We start from the raw sequence: 18,213 nt of genomic DNA, 5'->3' as shown, positions 1-18,213 counted from the left end.
ATGTATCCACATTTAGTGCAACAGCACTGGATATGATGACAATGACCCAACACTTCCTTCTTTCAGCAGCATCTCGGACGCTCTCTCTGCGTTCGATTTACAAAGCTGGCGAAGATGCGGCCTATGAGACGTTTTGCGAGATGCGCTGGCCTGAGACAAATGGCGAAGCTGTTTGCCCATGCTGCGGTTTTGATGAAGCCTACAAGATCACCACCCGCCGCAAGTTCAAGTGCAAGGCATGTCACCACCAGTTTAGCGTCACGTCCGGCACAATCTTTGCATCACGCAAGATGGACTTTGTGGACCTGTGGGCGGCGATCTGCATCATCGTGAACGCCTCCAAGGGCGTGAGCATGGTTCAACTGAGCCGTGACCTTGATTGCCAGTACAAGACAGCCTTTGTACTGGCCCATAAACTGCGCGAAGCAATGGCGCGGGAAGTCCACACCGGCGAAGTGCTGGAGGGCCATGTTGAAATTGACGGTGCGTATTTCGGAGGCCATATCCGCCCTGAAAACGCCAAGGTGGATCGTGTTGATCGCCGCAAGAAAGAACACCAGACAGGCAAGCGCCGCGTTGTAATTGCCCTGCGTGAGCGTGAGGGCCGTACACTGCCATTCGTGGGCATGTCCGAGGGCGAAGGTGTAGCACTGGCAAACGAGAACGTGTCGCGCCTGTCCACCATGTCAGCGGATGAAGCCAACCATTGGGATGAATTGCACTTGGGCCACTACGTTGACCGCGTGAACCACTCCGAGATTTACAGCGACCACGGCAAACACACCAACATGGTTGAAAGCTTCTTTAGCCGCCTGCGCCGCATGGTTGAGGGCCAGCACCACCATGTGTCGCCTCAATACCTTTACCAGTATGCAAACCACGCCGCATGGTTGGAAGATAACCGCCGCACCGACAACGGCACACTGGCGCAGATCGTGGTGTAGAACGCGATGGGTTCGCCAGTGTCGCGCAACTGGAAGGGCTATTGGCAGCGGGCGGCTTGAGGCACAACAGATGGTAGGGGTGAAAGGGGAACACCACTAGACCAGCTAAATGATTCATGATCAACGAAAAATTGAGGCGGTCGGGGTTAGTGGCCCTGCCGCCTCTATTTCGAACTAGCCATCAGGGGCTAGAGTTTGTGATCACCCCTTCTTTTTACACGGGTGAGCAGCACGGTCAAGTCTCCTGTTGGCGTCAATCTAACGCCAACAAAGGAGATTCATCTCATGGCAAGTTATCTTCTCTCTTACGATCTCAACGGCCCAACTCCGTCTCACAAAGAGATGGATGATCTGATCCGCTCGATTTCTTCAAAAGCGGGCAGGGTTCTCGAAACAGTATGGTGGGTTGATTACGCTGGGTCAGCGGCTCAGCTTCGTGACCGCCTTCTCTCCACTCTCCGCAACGAGGATCGTCTTTTCGTATGCGCTTGTAAGGAAGCAGCATAGGGCAAGACGACAAATTGACTCAGGATGCTGGTCCATCGGGGGCCAGCATCCACAAACACCCATCTGGCCCGAAGTCCTGCACAACATGCCCTATATCGCGCCCCACACGCATAGCCCGCCACGCTTCTCTAGCATCCGCACGGCATTGCGCCTGCGCGCGTGTCTGAGCGCCTGCACGACCTTGTAGACGACAGAGTTGCGCAATGGGGTGTCTGATACGTCCAAGCCCTTTTCGCCCATCACACGCTCTGCCAGTTCACGGGTGTTCAGCGGCCCGTCAATAAGGTGACCCTGGCAGACCGCAGCAATCTCGCCCTTGGCAAAGAAGCCCTGCGACACGATGTACCCACGCCCCTGCGGTTCCCCAATGATCTTCAAGGTCGCGTTGATGTGCGCTAGGTCATGCTTGGCCTGCGCTATCTGTGCCTCATGCTTCTTAATAGCCCCGATTATCTCAGCCCGTTTGCGCTCTAGGGTTTGTGTGACAAGTTCCATACCCCATTATGGATTCACAGCGCCGAATTGTTCAGATATATTGTTGGTGCGTTTGATACATAAGGCCGAGTGTTTGAACGAACACCTGTTCGACAACCTGCGGCATGCACGCAGTCTGATCACAGCGTGGCGCAATGACTTTAACCATCACCGCCCGCACACAAGCCTCGCTGGCCTGACGCCAGCAGAATATGCTAACCGATCAAAAGACGACCAAAATCTGAACAGAGCTAACCTAAATTAGCGGACACAATGGGGAGCAGGTCAAGCGCCACGTACTGTCCACCCGGCAGTGGTTTGCAAAGCAAACCATGAGAGGGCATGTACGCCGTCAGAGTTGCAATACAGCGATCCACTGCCCGGCAGGGTATTTCCGCAGGAAATGTTCCGAGAGGTTGACGCTCAGCCCTTAATTGGTGCCTGCACCGACACGGCATATCGCGTCTGCCGGACATTGAGGGAGACAAGCCAAAGCGTCAGAAATTCAAACGCTACCCGATCGGGTTCTTTCACATCCACTGCCCGGCAGTGCATGTTCACGTGCACGAGAAAGGACATTGGCGAAGTGCAGACTGCGGAAGGCAAGCTCTATCTCTTTGTCGGCATTGACCGCACCAGCAAGTTCGCCGTTACCCAACTCGTAAATAAGGCCGACAGGCGCACTGCCTGGGAATTCCTGCAGCACATACTCGAGGCCGTACCCTATCAGCTCCACACCATTCTCACGGACAACGGCATTCAGTTCGCCAAGCAACCCCGGAACCGCAACATTATCTATTCTCGGCCAATGCGTTTCGACATGATCTGCGAGGCCAATGGGAACGAGCACCGCCCGGCGAAACCGAACCATCCGCGGACCAACGGTCCCCCTCTCGGCGATTGCTTGCAATCGCCGAGAGGGCAGCGGGTCGAACGGATGAATCGCACGATCAAGGACGCAAATGTCAAACGCTTTCATTGCGATATCCACGCTAAGCTGCGAACCCATCTCGCCAACTTCATGACAGCCTACAACTATGCCCGCGGCTCAAGATACTCGGCAGCCTCACGGCATACGAATACATCTGCAAAATCTGGACTTCCGAGCCGGGAAATTCATCATAGTACCGATCCACAAAAAGCCGGGAATGAACAGATAGGGCATAGCTCAGGTATGCAACGCATGATCGGCCCATATATCGCAGGCGGTGGCGGCAAGGCACAGGCCATGGCCGCGAGACTAAGCGGGACCTGTCGAGACTCATGGCGCCAATCCCGCGCGCATGCGCGACTTGCCACAACGCGCTGAACGGGCAGGCACACGGGAGATGCAGGTTGAAGAACCACGCGGGCCCTACGATGTGGTTCTGTGCGACGTTCCCTGTTCGGGCAGTGGAGCCTGGAGGCGCGCCCGAAGGTCGGTGGACGCTGCAACGGACGGTCTGGCGCAGCTCTGCTCCGTTCAGGCACCTAGCAGCGCCATTGGTGGCGAAGGGGGCACCCTTGCGTATGCCACATGTTCCGTGTTGACCGAGGAAAATTAGGAGCAAATTCAGGGATTTCTTGACCGCAATCCTAGTGGGAAAGGGGTGCAGAACGGCAGTTTCTGCTCGCCGAGGGGGGATGGATTTTATGTGACCTGTCTTGGAAATTGCGCGCAAAAGGTTTGAATTTTTGAGTTCCGTCAAAAAAATGTTTAAATCCGAATGGTTGATTTAAGATGAGGTTAACCGCTTTGGGTGCGTAGTTCACAAGGTTCGAATCGACCAGGTTTGGGGAACGTAGTGTCAGACGCAATTTTGTTACCGGGTACCGTTTTGCGGGCATCACGCAGCCTGCGGCGGCGCACGGGACTGGTCTTTGCGCTTGGCATCTTGTGTCTGTTGGTCGCGTTTTTTGCCCCGCAGCCGCCGGTTCAGGTCGGATTGATTGCGGGCGGTGCAGCATTTGTCACCATGGCTCTGGTGGCACATCTGCTCACGATGTTCGAAACTTGGTCGCATGGCCGGTTGTTTCGCGTGATTTCAGCGTTTGTGGAACGGGATCTCGCAAGTTGTATGATCACCGATCAGGAAGGCGCGGTTCTGCATACCAATGGGGCTGCGCGCAAACGCTTTACGATTGCTGATGGCACCACGGTCGCTGCGGTTTTGCGCCCTGTTTTTGCGAATCCGGTCGGATTGCTGTACCGCTTGCGGTCCGCCGCCGAGAGTGACGCGGTCGCAAGCGAGGATGTCGCCATCCGCGGTGGTCTGGTTCGGATCACCGCGCGAATCATGGCTGAAAACTGCCTCCTGTGGCGCATTGAGTTCTTTGAAGATTCCACGGCAGATAGTCGTTCTGGCCATGGACCGACAGTGCCGGTATTGACGCTCGGCCGCAACGGCGTGGTGCTGTCCGTGAACGAGGCAGCGCGCGCACTTACCGGAAAACGTCCCAAACGTCTTGAGGAAGTCATTGCGGACCTCCCGGTCAAGGCCGGGCGACCCAATGAGGTTTTGACGTTAGAAGGGCCAGTGCTTTTCCTGACCAGCCTGGTCGAAACCGGGCCCGGTCGTCAGGAATTGGTGTTGCTGCCGATCCCCGACGATTCGCACGACCGTGACCGATCAGCAGGTTTTGACACGCTCCCGGTTCCACTCCTCAAGGTTGCATCGGATGGGACGGTTTTGCGTGCTAATCGTGAGGCGCAGAAAATGCTGAATGCCGAGGTGGTCGACGGGCACATGCTGTCCGAGTTCATGGAAGGACTCGGACGATCAATCAAGGACTGGCTTGGCGATGCGGCCGCCGGGCGGGGCCTGAATCGATCAGAATTCCTGCGGCTTTCGCGCGCGGATCGGGAAGTCTTTGTACAGGTGACGCTGAACCGGGTGATGGAAGGCGGGTTGCCGGTCCTGGTCGCGGTGCTGAACGACGCGACCGAGCTTAAGACGCTCGAAGCGCAGTTTGTTCAAAGTCAGAAGATGCAGGCGATTGGTCAGTTGGCCGGCGGGATAGCGCATGACTTCAACAATCTTCTGACGGCAATTTCGGGTCATTGCGATCTGCTATTGCTGCGCCACGATCAGGGGGATCTCGATTTCGGGGATCTGGTTCAGATTAATCAAAACGCCAATCGGGCCGCCGCACTTGTCGGTCAGCTTTTGGCATTTTCGCGAAAACAGACCCTGCGGCCAGAGATCCTCGATCTGCGGGATACTCTGTCTGATCTGACGCATCTTCTAAACCGTCTTGTGGGTGAAAAAGTCTCGCTCACCCTGCGCCATGATCCGGTTCTGCCACCGATTCGTGGCGACAAGCGTCAGCTGGAACAAGTCATGATGAACCTCGTCGTCAATGCCCGTGACGCGATGAAGGGGGGTGGTACGATCGTGATAGAGACCAGCCGCTGCGTGCTGAAAGATCCGCTGTTGCGGGATCGCGCCGTTGTGGCGCCGGGTTCATATGTCTCAGTCAAAGTGACGGATGAAGGCACCGGTATTCCACAGGATAAGCTGCAAAAGGTGTTTGAACCTTTCTTCACGACAAAACGTACAGGTGAGGGCACAGGGCTTGGCCTGTCGACGGTGTACGGAATCGTCAAGCAAACTGGCGGTTTCATTTTTGTCGACAGCGTTGTCGGTGCCGGAAGCTGTTTTACCCTATTGTTCCCGAGCCATGATGCCCCCGCCCGCGTTCCGGTTTCGCAGCCCATCGAGATGCCGCAACGACAAGGCAATCAGGGCACTGGCGTCGTGCTTCTTGTAGAGGACGAAGCGCCGGTTCGCGCCTTTGCATCGCGGGCTTTGCGTCTGCGTGGCTACACGGTGGTCGAGGCGGAATCCGCAGAAGATGCTTTGACGACACTCCAGGATCAGAGCCTTTCGGTTGATGTTTTTGTAACCGATGTGGTTATGCCGGGTATGGACGGGCCGACATGGGTGCGTCAGGCCCTTGTTGATCGGCCCGATGTACGGGTGGTCTTTGTGTCCGGATACGCGGAAGACGTATTTGGGGATGACAAGGAAACGATCCCGAACTCGGTTTTTCTGCCTAAGCCGTTCTCATTGAACGAACTGGCGGAAACTGTGTACAACCAGCTTTGCTGAACAGCATGATTTTGCGTGTCGCAGGGTTATCGTGACGAGAGGAGTGCGGCTGGCTGTCGTTCCTATCCGGCGAAGAGTGGCTCGAAATTCGACGGAACCCAATTGTCTCCCAACGGGGGTGTATTTGGATTGGTTTCATCTTTTGCAGCGGTGAAGAACAGTATCTCTTTCGGGGGCTGCCAGGGAAAACACCAGTAAGTCACTGAGGAACAGTCGACCCCTGTGACAGGATCTGATTTGTACTGAGTGTTCCCAAAACAGCGCCGTCAGCGGCCCATCTTTAACCGGCCTTGGTGCCTTCCTGTCGTGCCGCCGGAAAATGCGTCAGGGCAAGGCGTGCCTGCTGAAGACCGATGGACTTGGGCGTGGGGTATCCGAGCGATTGAAACACAATAGCCACGAGACGACGAAAATGACCCGATCACGACATCGCAAGAAAACCGCTTCGAATGGGTCAAATTTTTTAGTCCATGCTGGGTCAACAAAGCCTGTTTGCCATAAATCAGCGATGAACGGACCCAGACCCGCCGGAACGATCAAGAGGCCGCTTTTCCTTTTTCACCAGCTCCTGTAAACCCGCCGCAACTTTTCATGCGGAGACAGCACCATGACCCAAGGCAAGAACGGGATCACCTATGCCGATGCCGGTGTGGATATCGACGCGGGCAACGCCTTGGTCGAGCGGATCAAACCGGCGGCGAAACGGACCAACAGGGCGGGCACCATGTCGGGGCTTGGCGGCTTTGGCGCATTATTCGATCTCAAAGGTGCGGGGTATAGCGATCCGGTTCTGGTTGCGGCTACGGACGGCGTTGGCACCAAACTGCGGATCGCAATTGACACCGGACATCTGGACGGCGTCGGCATTGATCTGGTGGCAATGTGCGTCAATGATCTGGTGTGTCAGGGGGCAGAGCCGCTGTTCTTCCTCGATTATTTCGCAACGGGAAAGCTTGATACCGACAGTGCCGCCCGGGTGATCGAAGGCATCGCTGAGGGTTGTGTACGCTCGGGTTGTGCGCTGATCGGCGGGGAGACGGCGGAAATGCCGGGGATGTATCCTGCGGGCGACTTTGATCTTGCCGGCTTTGCCGTCGGCGCGATGGAACGGGGCACCGCTTTGCCCGAAGGTGTCGCCGAGGGCGATGTTCTTCTGGGCCTATCGTCCGACGGGGTTCACTCCAATGGCTATTCGCTGGTCCGCAAGTTGGTCGAAGTTTCAGGGCTGGGCTGGGACGCCAGGTGCCCCTGGGGGGATGGGTCGTTGGGTGAGGTATTGCTGACGCCGACGCGGCTCTATGTGACGCAGACACTGGCAGCCGTGCGGGCAGGGGGCGTACATGCACTGGCCCATATCACCGGCGGCGGTTTGACCGAAAACCTGCCGCGTGTGTTGCCCGAGGGATTGGGCGCGGACATTAACCTGGACGGCTGGACGCTGCCGGCTGTGTTTCAGTGGCTGGCGCAGACCGGCGGCATGGATCAGGCTGAAATGCTCAAGACCTTCAACTGCGGCATTGGCATGATTGCCGTGGTCGCACCTGGTCGGGCGGCGGATCTGACTGCGTTGCTTGAGGGTGAGGGCGAGACAGTCCACCAACTGGGGCATGTGACGGCGGGTGTCGGAGTGCGTTATAGCGGATCGCTTTTGTGACCAAACGCGTCGCTATTTTGCTGTCCGGTGGCGGCTCGAACATGGTGGCGCTGGTCAAGAGCATGACCGGCGATCACCCGGCGCGGCCGGTTCTGGTGATGGCAAATTCTGAAAACGCGAGTGGGCTGGACAAGGCCCGCGCGCTAGGGGTCGATACCGATTGGGTGGACCACCGCCCGTTCAAGGGGGACCGCGCCGCGTTCGAGGATGCATTGCATGCGCGGATTGATGCGGCAAAACCGGATATCTTGTGCCTTGCCGGCTTTATGCGCGTGCTGACCGAGGGGTTCGTGTCGCGCTGGCAGGGGCGGATGCTGAATATTCATCCGTCGCTGCTGCCGAAATACCGCGGGCTGCACACCCACGCCCGCGCACTGGAGGCAGGCGATCGCGAGCATGGCTGCACCGTACATGAGGTTACGCCACAACTGGATCTGGGTCCGATTCTGGGCCAGGCCTATGTTCCTGTAAAGCCCGACGACACGCCCGACACCCTGGCCGCGCGTGTCCTGATTTCAGAGCATCAGCTATATCCGGCGGTGCTGCGCCGCTTTGCGACGGGTGACCGGACGTTGGTGCAACTGCCCTAGCGGATGGTTGTTACCGACGCGGTATTGCCGTGCCAGTCGAGGGCGGTGGTCGAAGTGGCTGGCGCCATCAGCGCAGGCACACCAATCAGCAAAAGCAGGGCGGCACCGGCCAGAATCGCGGGCAGGGACGAGGGGTGATCCGCAACGGTGTGCAGGTCGTGGATTTCGACGGTTGTCATGGTTTCAACTCCGGTAAAACATTCATATGCGTGCATATAGCTACGCGCCATGCATTCGTGAAATGAATGTTTTTTAGGCATTCATAACAGATATTGATGTGTTCCGGCAGCGCGCGACGATGCTGTCCAATGATCGTTAGGCGGTCATGAACGGCGCACTGAAAGCGTTTGATGCGCGACAGGCTTTGCTTTGCTGCGGTTATGGGATTAGGTGAGACATAACAATAAATACAATCGGCCGGAGCCCGTATGAAGACAATCACCACAACCACCGAGCTTGCCGACTTTTGCGAACAGGCGGCGCAGGCACCCTATGTTACGGTCGACACCGAATTCCTGCGCGAACGGACCTATTATTCCAAGCTGTGTCTAGTACAACTGGCGTTGCCCGGTACGGATGACAGCAACGCGGTTCTGGTGGATCCTCTGGCTGATGGGCTGTCACTGGACCCGTTGATGACGCTGTTCCGCAATACCGATGTGGTCAAGGTGTTCCATGCCGCACGGCAGGATCTGGAAATCTTCTATGTCGATTACGGGGTGATCCCGGAACCGATGTTTGACACGCAGGTCGCGGCCATGGTGTGTGGCTTTGGCGAACAGGCTGGCTACGAAACTCTGGTCAAACGGATCGTAAAAGCGGGGGTTGACAAGTCGTCGCGCTTTACCGACTGGTCGCGGCGACCGCTGTCAGACGCCCAAAAGAGCTATGCTTTGGCGGATGTGACCCATCTGCGCCAGATCTACGAATTTCTCGCCCACAAGCTGGAAGAGACCGGACGCCACCGCTGGGTGGCCGAAGAGATCCAGCTGCTGACTGCGCCGGAAACCTATATCACCCGACCCGAGGATGCCTGGCTCCGGGTCAAGACGCGCACCTCGTCGCCGCGTTTTTTGGCAATCGTGCGCGAATTGGCGCGGTTCCGGGAAACCTATGCCCAAGAGCGCAACATTCCGCGTAGCCGTGTCTGCAAGGACGACGCGCTGGTCGAACTGGCGTCGACCAAGCCCGCGACCATGGAAGACCTGGGGCGTTCACGGTTGCTGCTGCGCGAAGCGCGCAGAGGAGACATTGCCGAGGGGATACTGGCGGCCGTCAAAGCCGGTCAGGATTGTCCAAAAGAAAACCTGCCGGAAACCGATACATCGCGCGAAAAGATGCAGGTCAATCCGGCGCTGGCCGATCTCTTGCGGGTGCTGCTGAAGGCCAAGACAGAAAGCTCGGGCGTGGCATCCAAGTTGATCGCGCCTGCGGCGGACCTTGACGCGATTGCCGCCGGGCTGCGCGATCTTCCGGCACTGACCGGCTGGCGGCGCGAAGTCTTTGGGGACGATGCGCTGCGTCTGTGCGAGGGTCGTATCGCGCTGGCCGCCAAAGGAAAAACTGTCGCCGTGATAGAATTGTAAACCCGGTGCCGGGCGCGACGGAACCATTGGTCCCGCCCGGCACCGCGGATGTTAGCGGCGCGACGCCAGAGTGTTGGACTGTCCGCTGACGCGGATTGCGGTGATGCCCGCCATTTCCTGATCAGTCAGCCAGATCGCAACGATGACAGATCGCGCACCGGGGCCGGTGGATCGCGGCCCCGGCTGCTGCAAGGCGCGCAGCGAATAGCTGAGCGTGGTCAGATCCGTCTCATCAGGTACCGGAATCAGACGCACGTCAAAGGGGCCGACCTGGCTCGCCACTCCGGTGGCGCGGATGATAGCCCCGCCCGGACGGCGTTCGATCAGCAGTTCCGACACCTCGGCAATCGGCTGACCGGCATATTCGACCTCTTCGTTATCTTTGAGGTTAAGCAGCGACCGGCTGCGCGCCGGAATCAGTGGATTGCCCGAATCGGCGTTTGCGGAGACTGGTTCGGACTGCCCGCGCCCGAACCAGTTGAAAGGGTTCACACGCGACTCGCGCACAGTACCGCAGCTGCCGAGCACCAGAGCCGATATCGTCAGGGCGAGAAGTGGTTTGACCATGGAAAACGGACCTTTGCCTGCCTTGCATCGGGGTAACGCATTGCGCGCGGCTTGAAAAGCATGAAGGCGGGGCTGGACCTTTTTCCGGGGCATCCTTAGGTCATAAGTTGAAGATAGAGGGACGCAACATGGCACAGGCAGGTTTCGAAGCTGTGGTCGAGGATTTTGAATTCCTTGATGACTGGGAAGATCGCTATCGGCTGGTGATCGACATGGGCAAAGCGATGCCGCCGCTGGCTGACGCGTTGAAAGTGCCCGCAACCAAGGTCGATGGCTGTGCCAGTCAGGTTTGGTTGCATCCGCAGATCTCGGCAGGGCATTTCCACTTTGACGGCGACAGCGACGCGATGATCGTGCGCGGGCTGATCGCCGTGTTGCACCGGCTTTATGACGGGCTGGCTGTGGGTGAGGTGTCGGCCGTGGATGCACGGGCGGAACTCGGGCGGCTCGGTCTGAATGATCACCTTTCGGCGCAGCGGTCCAACGGGCTGCGCGCGATGGTCGAGCGCATCCGGACATTGGCGGCAGCAGCGGCCTGATCCGGTGCGGTGGTTGAGGCTCTCAGGCGTTTCCGTTGCCGGTAAAGCGCGCGGCATCAGCCGCGGCACGGCGGATCGCATTGGATTTATGCACGGTTTCCTGATACTCGGCCTCGGGGTCGCTGTCATAGACCACACCGCCGCCGGCCTGGATATAGAGTTTGTGATCCTGCACGATGGCGGTGCGCAGGGCGATGCACATATCCATATCGCCACCCGCGCTGAAATAACCAACGCCACCACCGTAGACACCACGTTTTTCTGGCTCAAGCTCGTCGATGATTTCCATTGCGCGGACTTTGGGGGCGCCTGAAACTGTTCCGGCGGGCATGCCGGCAAAGAACGCCGACAAGGCATCCTGATCCTCGGCCAGTTCACCGACCACGTTCGACACAATATGCATGACGTGGCTGTAGCGTTCGATGATGAATTGTTCCGTCGGCTTCACAGTGCCAATGCGCGACACCTTACCGGTGTCATTGCGGCCCAGGTCCAGTAGCATCAGGTGTTCGGCCAGTTCCTTTTTGTCCGACAGCAACTCCTCCTCCAGCGCCTTGTCTTCGGCAGGGGTAGCGCCGCGCGGGCGGGTGCCGGCGATGGGGCGGATTGTGACTTCGCGGCCAAAGACCCGCACGAGAATCTCGGGCGAGGCGCCGATCACCTGAAAGCCACCAAAGTTGAAATAGAACATGAAGGGTGATGGATTGGTGCGCCGCAGTGAGCGGTAGAGCGCGAAAGGTGGCAGTGGAAAGCTCTGAGTCCAGCGCTGCGACGGGACCACCTGAAAGATGTCGCCTTTGCGGATGTAATCCTTGGCGGTTTCAACGGCGGCTTTGTACGCCTCATGGGTGAAATTTGAAATCGGCGGTCCGGCTTCTTGTGCTTCACCCAAATCACGGCTGGCCTGCGGCAGCGCGCGTTCCAGATCGCGGACCGCGTCCATCACCCGCTCGGCCGCCTGTGCGTAAGCTGCGCGCGCCGAGAGTCCATCGCTGACCCAGGCTGGCGAGACAACAGTGACCTCGCCCTTGACACCATCAAGTACCGCCACGACGGAGGGGCGCATCAAAACGGCATCGGGCAGGCCCAGCGGGTCGGGGTTCACGTCCGGCAGGCGTTCAACCAGCCGGATCATGTCATAGCCCAGATAGCCAAACAGGCCGGACGCCGCCTGGGGCAGATCATCGGGCAGATCAATCCGGCTTTCGGCGATCAGGTTGCGCAGGGCGCTCAGCGGATCGCCCGGCATATCCTCAAACGCATCGGGATCAAAGCGGGCGTGGCGGTTCAGACGTGCGCTGGTACCGTGGCATTGCCAGATCAGATCGGGCTTCATCCCGATGATCGAATAGCGCCCGCGAACCTCACCGCCGGTGACGGATTCGAGCATGAAGGCGTCCTTGGCCGCGCCCGTCAGTTTCAGCATCAGCGACACAGGCGTGTCGAGATCGGCGGCCAGCCGGGTGTAGACCACTTGGTTCTGTCCGGCAGCATAGGCGGCGGCGAAGTCGTTGAAAGAGGGTGTCAGAGCCATCGGTCAGGGCAGCTGTGTGTGGACGGCGTTCAGCGCCTGCTGGTTGATCTCGACCCCGGCGCGGCCCTGGATATCTGTGGCCACGGCGCGAAACAGGTCCTGAGCGACATCGTTGGCGGCCTGATCGGACAGGTTTTCGGCCAGCGTCTGCGCATCCGCAGTGCCGCGGTCGGCGGGCAAAACTGCGTTGAGACGCAGGATCCGGACCTCGCCGTTCCCCGGTACAACACGCAGGTCGCCGGTTTCCATTTCAAACGCCTCTTGTAGCAGGCCGGTGGGCAGGCCGTCGGGGGCTGCGTTGCGGGTCAGCCCCTCTTCTGCGGTTGTGGCCAGACCGAGCGCCTCAAATGTGCGGCCTTCGCCCAGTTGCGCGACCAGTGCCTCGGCGGCGCTGCTCAGGCTTTGGGTCTTTTGCTCGGTTTCCCAGCCGGTGCGGACGCGGTCGCGCACATCGTCAAGCGGGTAGGGTGCAGGCGCGAGCAGCGTATCAAGCCGCATCGCAAAGACGCCGCCATCACCAAGCTGGTCGATCTTGGGGAAATCATCCGTGGTCAGTGCCGCAGCCGCAGCGCGAAAGCTGTTGTAGGCCGCGATATCAGTATCGGTATCCTCGGCCCAGTCGATTTTAGCCAGTTGCATTTCGGTCTCTTGCGCCAAATCTTCGAGGGTGGCGCCACCGGCGAGCAGATCGTCATAGTCCTGCGCCTGAGTTTCGATGACACGGCGGGCGCGATCGAGCGCCAGTTCGTCGCGAAGATCGGGTAGCGCCTCTTCATAACTGGTGCTTTGTGCGGCCAGCACGCCGTTGACCCGGAACAATGCCGGGCCAAGGGACGAAGGCTGCGGGCCGACAATATCGCCAGGTGCGGCGTCAAAGACCGCGTCTGCGGCTGCGCCCAGACCAGCGCGGGTGACATCGCCAAGGTCGACGTCGCCAAGGGACAGACCGCGATCCTCGACCAGCGTTTCGAAATCCGTATCGCCTGCGGCCAATTGGGCGGCAGCGTCGGCGGCGGTTGCATCATCCGCAAAGACCAACCGTTCGACCAGCCGTCGCTCGGGCACAATGTATTGATCGGCGCGGTCGTCAAACGCCTGTTTGAGCGCGGTCTCGTCGACTTCGACGGAATCGAGGATCATCTCGGGTGTCAGCCAGACATAGGTGATCTGCTTGGTCTCGGGGCGAGTATAGTTGGCGATGTTGGCGTCGTAATAGGTTTGCAGATCTTCGTCCGATGCCTCGGCCACGCCAGTTGGCAGGCTGGAATCGCCCAGAGTCGCATAGGTAAAGGCGCGGCGCTCACCGGCGTAGGCGATCAGCGTATCAGCATAGATGGCGGGCAGGGCATTGCCGGCCAGAATGGCGCCCTGCAACAGGGTGCGTGCAGAATCGCTGCGCAGATCGGCTTCAAACTCGGCCTCGGACAAGCCGGCATTTTGCAGCGCAAACCTGTAGGCGTCGCGGCTGAATTTACCATCCGGGCCCTGAAACGCCGCAATCTGGGCAAGGTCCTGTGCCAGCGCGGCGTCTCCGACCGACAGGCCAAGGCGGTCCGCCTCAAAGTCAAAGGCGCGGGCGGTGACCAGCTGTCCCAGAACCTGCGTGTCCAGACCGATCTGCTGCGCCTGAGCAAAGGTCATCTGCTGGCCAGTCTGTCCTTCAAAAGCTCGGATCTCGTTCTGTAGGGCGCGGGCGTAGCTGTCAACGCTAATGGACAAGTTCCCGACCGACCCGATCGACCGGACAGACCCCGAGAGGTTGACCGCGCCAAAGCCACCCAGGCCGACAATGACCAGTGCCAGGATGATCCAGACAACGGTTTTGGACAGACTGCCGGATTTGCGGGCCATGGGGCTTTCTCCTGAATTTGGGCTTTGCGCCTAGGGGCGCTGTTTATGCGGTGCGCTGCGTGCTCGCAAGGGGCCAGTCAAGTGCGGCGAGCCTTGCGAACAGCTCTGCGATGCCCGCGCGATCGACATTGGCGAATGCGATGCGGAATTGGCGCCCGCCGGCAGGATCATCCGCAGGCATGAACATGGTGCCGGGCAGGGCCAGCACACCCGCGTCCTGAACCAGCCGCGGCGCGAGCACATCCGACGGATCGGCGAACGGATGCGCGATATAAGCAAAGTAGGCACCGACCCCCATCAGCGTCCAACCCTTGGCGGTCAACTGCGGCATGTGATCCGAAATGGCAGCGCGGCGATCCAGAATCTCGGCCCGCTCACCGGTCAGCCATTGGCCCAGGTTCTCAAGTCCCCAAAGCGCGGCGCGCTGACCCAGTTGCGGCGGACAGATGCTCACGGTGTCGAGGAATTTCTCGATCTCGGCCAGCAGCGTGATGTCGGCGATGACCGCGCCGACGCGGTGGCCGGTCAGACGATAGGCCTTGGAAAACGAATAAAGCTGAATCAGCGTTTGATCCCAATCTTCTATGGACAAAAGATCATGCGGCGGATTCGGGCGGCTGTCAAAATCGCGGTAGGTCTCGTCCACGATCAGGCGGATGCCGGATTCCCGCGCAAGATCAAAAAAGGCGCGCAGGGTTTCGGCTGGGTATTCAACACCGCCGGGGTTGTTCGGAGTGACCAGCGCAATAGCGCGGGTGCGCGACGTGATCAGGGCGCGCGCTGCCTCAGCCGAGGGGATGAGATCCGGGCCAGTGGCCAGCGCAACCGACGTGACACCTGACATATCCAGCCACATTTTATGATTGAAGTACCATGGGGTTGGAAGAATAACTTCATCTCCTTCGGCGCACAGGGCGGTCAAGGTCGCGGCAAAGGCCTGATTGCAACCTGCAGTGATCGCCACCTGTTCGGCCCGCGCGGTGCCGTGGTAGTGCGCCGACCAATGCGCCGCCAGCGTGTCGCGCAAATCGGGCAGGCCCAGCACCGGCCCGTACAGATGCGTCGCGGCATCCTCGATCGCCTCAGCCATTGCGGCGCGCATCGCAGGTGGCGGCGGGTCGACCGGTGCCGCCTGACTGACGTTGATCAGCGGACGGTCGGGCGGAAAGCTCACGCCATTGAGCCAGCGGCGGGCCTCCATGACCGGGGGGGCAAAGGTGCTCTGAGTGCGGCTGGTCATGGAAATTCCTTGATGTTCGTGCAGGGTTTGGTGAATGTCAAAAGCGGCTGACCACTCACGTTCCGAAGCATTTGTGGCCACAAGACGGGCAGGAGTCGAGAGGCCCAAGGCCCGCGATCACAAATTTGCCATCCGCCTGTGAGAAATCAGGCGTTCGAGCGAGATCAGGATCATCACCGTCAGGTCAACGGCGCAGAGCACCAGAAACGCCGGGTCGTGCCCGACCAAGAATTCGCGCAACTGATACAGGACAAAGCCCGACAGAACCAGCATAGCCACAGGATAGGCATAGCGCAGATGCAGAACGAGGCCAAAGATAATCAGGAAATTCAGCGCGCCATGACCCATCAAATAGAGGGCATAAAATGTCTCGGCCTGCACCGGCAGCGTGTCCGCCCAGTGTCTTAAGACCCGCGTGGTGGAATCGGCGGCCAGACGGTTGCGGGTGAGCCAGTCAACCAACCGCACCATACTGTCGCTCGGGGATAGGCTCAGGCCCAGACCTGCGCCGAATTGCAGCAAACCGACCCCGGCCTTGGTCATCAGGCCGAGTCTGTAGAAACCGTCCAGAATAGCGGTTGCCCGTCTTGAGGCAGGGCCAACAACCGGTGGAGGCATCATTCCTTGCCGCGGTACGGCTCGACATATTGCAGGGCCATGTCCCAGGGGAAAAATATCCAGGTGTCCTGACTGACTTCGGTCACAAAGGTGTCGACCATCGGGCGGCCCATGGGTTTGGCATAGATCGTTGCAACATGCGCCTTTGGCATGTGGCTGCGCACCACTTCGAGGGTGCGGCCGGTATCGACCAGATCGTCGACGATCAAAACGCCGGTGCCGTCACCGATGACGTTCATATCAGGCGACTTGATCACCCGCGGTTCGGACTGCGTCTGGTGGTCATAGCTTTTGACCGAAATCGTATCAACGGTGCGAATATCGAGTTCGCGCGCAACAATCATCGCCGGGGTCATGCCGCCACGGGTAATGGCGACGACAGCACGCCAGCCGGTGTCTGCGGGCCCGTGGTCCTGTAGTCGCCACGCCAACGCGCGGGCATCGCGGTGGAGCTGATCCCAACTGACGTGGAAGCCTTTTTCGTGCGGCAGGCGGTCGGTCATGGGGTCTCTCCTTGGGGTGTCAGTGGCGGGGTCATTCCGGGTGATCCAGCAGCAGGCGCAGGCCGAGCAGACCCAGCACTCCAGCCGCGATCCTGTCAAGCATCGGTTTCGCCCGCAGATATCCAGACCGCGCGGGCGGCGTGCTAAGCAGCAGGGCAAAGCAGGAATAGACGATCACCTCAACCACAAGATGGTTGAGGACAATCAGCGCCTTGGCAGTCAGGCTCAGATCCGGCGGAAAGATCACCAAAAGCACGGCACTGGCGAACAGCACCGATTTGGGATTGCCCAGATTGACCAGCAGCCCGGTGCGAAAGGCGCGGGCACGGTCGAGCGGTCCTGCCGCCTCGGTCAGCGGCTGGCGGGCGTCGCGCCACATCGTATAGGCGATCCACAGCAGATAGAGCGCGCCAGCCGTCTTGATCGCGACATAGGCAAAGGGAAACAGCGCGAACACCAAACCAAGCCCCAACAACGCTGCGGCAGTCCACGTCGCCGCCATCAGACCCAAACCTGCTCCGGTGGCAATGCCAGCCGCAGGTCCATAGGCAAGGCTCGTGCGCAGCGCCAGCAGAAGGGCCGGACCCGGACTGGCCATCGCAGCCAGCAGGGTCAGGTTAAAAGCCAGAAGATGCGCCGCGTCGATCATTTTCAGCCCTTTGTAATGTCCGGGGCGTCGACGGCCTTCATTCCGACGACGTGATAGCCCGCGTCAACATGCAGCACCTCGCCAGTGACCCCTGATCCGAGGTCCGAAAGCAGATACAGCGCCGATCCACCCACATCGCCGATGGTCACATTGCGGCGCAGGGGCGAGTTGTATTCGTTCCACTTCATGATGTAGCGGAAATCGCCGATGCCGCTGGCGGCCAGCGTCTTGATCGGGCCGGCTGATATCGCGTTGACGCGAATGCCATCCTTGCCCAGATCCTCGGCCAGATAGCGCACCGATGCCTCGAGCGCTGCCTTGGCCACACCCATGACGTTGTAATGCGGCATGACCCGCTCGGCGCCGTAATAAGTGAGGGTCAGGCAGGATCCGCCTTTGTTCATCATCTTTTCGGCGCGCTGCACAATGGCGGTAAAGCTGTAGACCGATATATCCATCGACAGGGTAAAGTTGTTGCGCGAGGTGTCGACGTAGCGGCCGCGCAATTCGTTCTTGTCGGAAAAGCCGATGGCGTGGACGACAAAATCCAGCCCGTCCCATTTTTCCCCCAGCGCAGAGAACAACGCATCCATCGACGCCTCGTCCCCGACATCGCAGGGCAGGACCAGATCCGACCCCAGCGAAGCGGCCAGCGGATCGACCCGCTTTTTCAGTGCGTCACCCTGATACGAGAACGCCAGCTCAGCCCCGGCATCGGCCAGCGCGCGGGCAATGCCCCAGGCGATGGACTTGTCATTGGCGAGCCCCATGATCAGCCCGCGTTTGCCAGCCATAAGTTGATTTGACATCTGTATTCTCCGCCCACCTTGTGTGGCCTGTCCTTTAGGCGATAGGCGTTGTCCCAT

18 protein-coding genes and 2 pseudogenes are annotated in these 18,213 nt (G+C 59.4%); 10 read left to right on the top strand and 10 right to left on the bottom strand.

Features of this window, described 5'->3' with window-relative positions; genetic code table 11:
- Positions 1 to 41 precede the first annotated feature (41 nt).
- Positions 42 to 944, top strand: a complete 903-nt coding sequence (locus IMCC21224_RS10340) for an IS1595 family transposase (RefSeq protein WP_047997026.1) — start codon at positions 42 to 44, stop codon at positions 942 to 944.
- Positions 945 to 1,229: 285 nt separating this feature from the next.
- Positions 1,230 to 1,451: a hypothetical protein gene (locus IMCC21224_RS28490; RefSeq protein ID WP_156178225.1), complete on the top strand. Its 222-nt coding sequence runs from the start codon at positions 1,230 to 1,232 to the stop codon at positions 1,449 to 1,451.
- A gap of 90 nt (positions 1,452 to 1,541) precedes the next feature.
- Here the strand turns inward: IMCC21224_RS28490 and IMCC21224_RS10335 are convergent, their stop codons facing one another.
- Positions 1,542 to 1,829: a hypothetical protein gene (locus IMCC21224_RS10335; protein WP_231582056.1), complete on the bottom strand. Its 288-nt coding sequence runs from the start codon at positions 1,827 to 1,829 to the stop codon at positions 1,542 to 1,544.
- Positions 1,830 to 2,007: 178 nt separating this feature from the next.
- On the opposite strand from IMCC21224_RS10335, the pseudogene IMCC21224_RS27760 reads away from it, so the two are divergent.
- From IMCC21224_RS27760 to purN, 6 genes and pseudogenes are all read left to right on the top strand, one after another.
- Positions 2,008 to 2,190 (top strand): annotated as a pseudogene (locus IMCC21224_RS27760) (integrase core domain-containing protein); the annotation flags it as partial.
- A gap of 155 nt (positions 2,191 to 2,345) precedes the next feature.
- Positions 2,346 to 3,085, top strand: a pseudogene (locus IMCC21224_RS10330) (DDE-type integrase/transposase/recombinase); the annotation flags it as partial.
- A 123-nt stretch (positions 3,086 to 3,208) separates the two neighbouring features.
- On the top strand, positions 3,209 to 3,469 hold the full coding sequence (locus IMCC21224_RS28925) for a hypothetical protein (protein ID WP_082135176.1): 261 nt from the start codon (positions 3,209 to 3,211) through the stop codon (positions 3,467 to 3,469).
- Between the two features lie 240 nt (positions 3,470 to 3,709).
- Positions 3,710 to 6,016, top strand: a complete 2,307-nt coding sequence (locus IMCC21224_RS10325) for an ATP-binding protein (protein ID WP_047995285.1) — start codon at positions 3,710 to 3,712, stop codon at positions 6,014 to 6,016.
- A gap of 607 nt (positions 6,017 to 6,623) precedes the next feature.
- On the top strand, positions 6,624 to 7,670 hold the full coding sequence (gene purM, locus IMCC21224_RS10320; protein WP_047995284.1) for a phosphoribosylformylglycinamidine cyclo-ligase: 1,047 nt from the start codon (positions 6,624 to 6,626) through the stop codon (positions 7,668 to 7,670).
- The gene (gene purN, locus IMCC21224_RS10315) at positions 7,667 to 8,260 is read left to right on the top strand and encodes a phosphoribosylglycinamide formyltransferase (protein WP_082135175.1); all 594 of its coding nucleotides are present in this window, start codon (positions 7,667 to 7,669) and stop codon (positions 8,258 to 8,260) included. The genes purM and purN overlap by 4 nt, the downstream gene beginning before the upstream one ends.
- Here purN and IMCC21224_RS10310 read toward each other — a convergent pair.
- On the bottom strand, positions 8,257 to 8,439 hold the full coding sequence (locus IMCC21224_RS10310) for a hypothetical protein (protein ID WP_156178223.1): 183 nt from the start codon (positions 8,437 to 8,439) through the stop codon (positions 8,257 to 8,259). The two genes, purN and IMCC21224_RS10310, sit on opposite strands and share 4 nt — an antisense overlap.
- Before the next feature lie 249 nt (positions 8,440 to 8,688).
- On the opposite strand from IMCC21224_RS10310, the gene rnd reads away from it, so the two are divergent.
- Positions 8,689 to 9,846, top strand: coding sequence for a ribonuclease D (gene rnd / locus IMCC21224_RS10305; protein WP_047995282.1), 1,158 nt, complete (start codon positions 8,689 to 8,691; stop codon positions 9,844 to 9,846).
- A gap of 51 nt (positions 9,847 to 9,897) precedes the next feature.
- On the opposite strand, the gene IMCC21224_RS10300 is transcribed toward rnd, so the two are convergent.
- On the bottom strand, positions 9,898 to 10,413 hold the full coding sequence (locus tag IMCC21224_RS10300; protein WP_047995281.1) for a hypothetical protein: 516 nt from the start codon (positions 10,411 to 10,413) through the stop codon (positions 9,898 to 9,900).
- Between the two features lie 128 nt (positions 10,414 to 10,541).
- On the opposite strand from IMCC21224_RS10300, the gene IMCC21224_RS10295 reads away from it, so the two are divergent.
- The gene (locus IMCC21224_RS10295) at positions 10,542 to 10,952 is read left to right on the top strand and encodes a SufE family protein (RefSeq protein ID WP_047995280.1); all 411 of its coding nucleotides are present in this window, start codon (positions 10,542 to 10,544) and stop codon (positions 10,950 to 10,952) included.
- A gap of 22 nt (positions 10,953 to 10,974) precedes the next feature.
- On the opposite strand, the gene trpE is transcribed toward IMCC21224_RS10295, so the two are convergent.
- From trpE to fabI, 7 genes are all read right to left on the bottom strand, one after another.
- The gene (gene trpE, locus IMCC21224_RS10290) at positions 10,975 to 12,486 is read right to left on the bottom strand and encodes an anthranilate synthase component I (protein ID WP_047995279.1); all 1,512 of its coding nucleotides are present in this window, start codon (positions 12,484 to 12,486) and stop codon (positions 10,975 to 10,977) included.
- A 3-nt stretch (positions 12,487 to 12,489) separates the two neighbouring features.
- A complete protein-coding gene (locus IMCC21224_RS10285; RefSeq protein WP_047995278.1) occupies positions 12,490 to 14,337 on the bottom strand; it encodes a peptidylprolyl isomerase in 1,848 nt (615 codons plus the stop codon).
- Between the two features lie 43 nt (positions 14,338 to 14,380).
- Positions 14,381 to 15,577 carry an aminotransferase gene (locus IMCC21224_RS10280; protein ID WP_047995277.1) on the bottom strand — a complete coding sequence of 399 codons (1,197 nt, stop codon included), beginning with the start codon at positions 15,575 to 15,577 and terminating at the stop codon, positions 14,381 to 14,383.
- 117 nt (positions 15,578 to 15,694) lie between these two features.
- Positions 15,695 to 16,120: a DUF2127 domain-containing protein gene (locus IMCC21224_RS26500; RefSeq protein ID WP_053078949.1), complete on the bottom strand. Its 426-nt coding sequence runs from the start codon at positions 16,118 to 16,120 to the stop codon at positions 15,695 to 15,697.
- A gap of 74 nt (positions 16,121 to 16,194) precedes the next feature.
- Complete coding sequence (gene gpt, locus IMCC21224_RS10270; protein ID WP_047995276.1) at positions 16,195 to 16,698, bottom strand: xanthine phosphoribosyltransferase; 504 nt, start codon at positions 16,696 to 16,698, stop codon at positions 16,195 to 16,197.
- A 31-nt stretch (positions 16,699 to 16,729) separates the two neighbouring features.
- On the bottom strand, positions 16,730 to 17,347 hold the full coding sequence (locus tag IMCC21224_RS10265; RefSeq protein WP_047995275.1) for a LysE family translocator: 618 nt from the start codon (positions 17,345 to 17,347) through the stop codon (positions 16,730 to 16,732).
- Positions 17,348 to 17,349: 2 nt separating this feature from the next.
- Entirely contained in the window at positions 17,350 to 18,156 is an 807-nt protein-coding gene (gene fabI, locus IMCC21224_RS10260; protein WP_047995274.1) for an enoyl-ACP reductase FabI, read from the bottom strand.
- Positions 18,157 to 18,213 lie beyond the last annotated feature (57 nt).

It is taken from the genome of Puniceibacterium sp. IMCC21224, from assembly GCF_001038505.1.
Taxonomy (GTDB): domain Bacteria; phylum Pseudomonadota; class Alphaproteobacteria; order Rhodobacterales; family Rhodobacteraceae; genus Puniceibacterium.
The sequence above is the reverse complement of the archived record's forward strand: the minus strand, read 5'-3'. Positions and strand labels throughout refer to the sequence as shown.